The following is a 1,326-nucleotide window of genomic DNA, read 5'->3' as shown; positions in this document are numbered from 1 at the left end:
CCGGGGAGACCCGGGCGCGGGGCAGCCGCACGTCGGCGACGACCGCGGCCCCGGACCGGGCGGCGCGCGCCGAGGTGCCCAGCGCCTCCCGGGCGCCCGGCTCGGCGCGGGCGAAGGACATGACCATGCCGAGGGCGACCATGGTGACGACGAGGGACGAGCCGCCGCTGGACACCAGGGGCAGCGGGACGCCGACCACGGGCAGCACGCCGATGACGACGCCGATGTTGATGAGCGCCTGGCCGAGCACCCAGACCATGACGCCGGTGGTCGCGATGGCCACGAACGGGTCGACGGTGCGCTGGGCGACGCGGACCATGCCGACGGCGAGGGCGACGAAGAGCAGCAGCACCGAGAGGGTGCCGGGCAGCCCGAGCTCCTCCCCGACGATGGCGAAGATGAAGTCGTTGTGCGCCTCGGGCAGCCACGCCCACTTCTCGCGGCTGGCCCCGAGGCCGAGGCCCCACCAGCCGCCGGAGGCCAGCGCCCACATGCCGTGGACCGGCTGCCAGCACTCGCCGTAGATGTCGGTGCACTGCTGGCCGGACAGCCAGGCCTGGATCCGGGTGACGCGGTGCTGCTCCTGCAGGACGAGCGCGGCGACGCCGGCGAGCGCGACGCCCCCGCCGAGGACGAAGTAGCGCAGCGGCGTGCCCGCCGCGAACAGCAGCCCGGCGAGGGTGAGGAGGATGACCAGGGCCGTGCCGAGGTCGTGCCCGGCCAGCACCAGGCCCAGCGCGATCGCGCCCACGGGCAGGACCACCGGCACGAGGACGTGGGCGAGGCTGCCGAGCAGGTCGCGCTTGCGGGCGAGGACGGCGGCCGCCCAGACGACGAGCGCGAGCTTGATCGCCTCGCTGGGCTGGGCGGTGAACCCGGCGAGCCGGATCCAGTTCCGGTTGCCGTTGACCTCGAAGCCGAGCCCGGGCACGAACACCAGGCACTGCAGGAAGAGCGCGCCGAACAGCGCCGGCCAGGCCAGCCGCTTCCACCACAGGACCGGCAGCCGGGCGGCGACGAGCAGCAGGGGCAGGCCGATCGCGGCGAACATGATCTGCCGCCCCGCGATGGCCCAGGGGTTCCCGGCGGTGGCGTAGGACTCCACGCTGCTGGAGCTGAGCACCATGAGCAGGCCGAAGACGAGGAGCAGCCCGGTCGCGCTGGACACGAGCACGAACGACGTCACGGGGGTGTCGAGCGCGTCGGTCCAGCGGCGCAGCGGGCGCGGCACCCACGAGACCTCGGGCGCCGGGCCGGCCGCGCCGACGCCGGCCGCACCGCGCCCGGTGAGGCCGACCGCGGAGCTGCCCGTGGCCGGGCCGACGG

Annotated in this window: 1 protein-coding gene; it reads right to left on the bottom strand. The window is 75.3% G+C overall.

The annotated features are described in order from the left end of the window. A partial coding sequence (ftsW, locus tag WCS02_RS20390; RefSeq protein ID WP_340296150.1) for a putative lipid II flippase FtsW occupies positions 1-1,326 on the bottom strand: 1,326 nt, incomplete at both ends.

The sequence above is a fragment of the Aquipuribacter hungaricus genome (assembly GCF_037860755.1).
GTDB lineage: Bacteria > Actinomycetota > Actinomycetes > Actinomycetales > JBBAYJ01 > Aquipuribacter > Aquipuribacter hungaricus.
The sequence above is the reverse complement of the archived record's forward strand: the minus strand, read 5'-3'. Positions and strand labels throughout refer to the sequence as shown.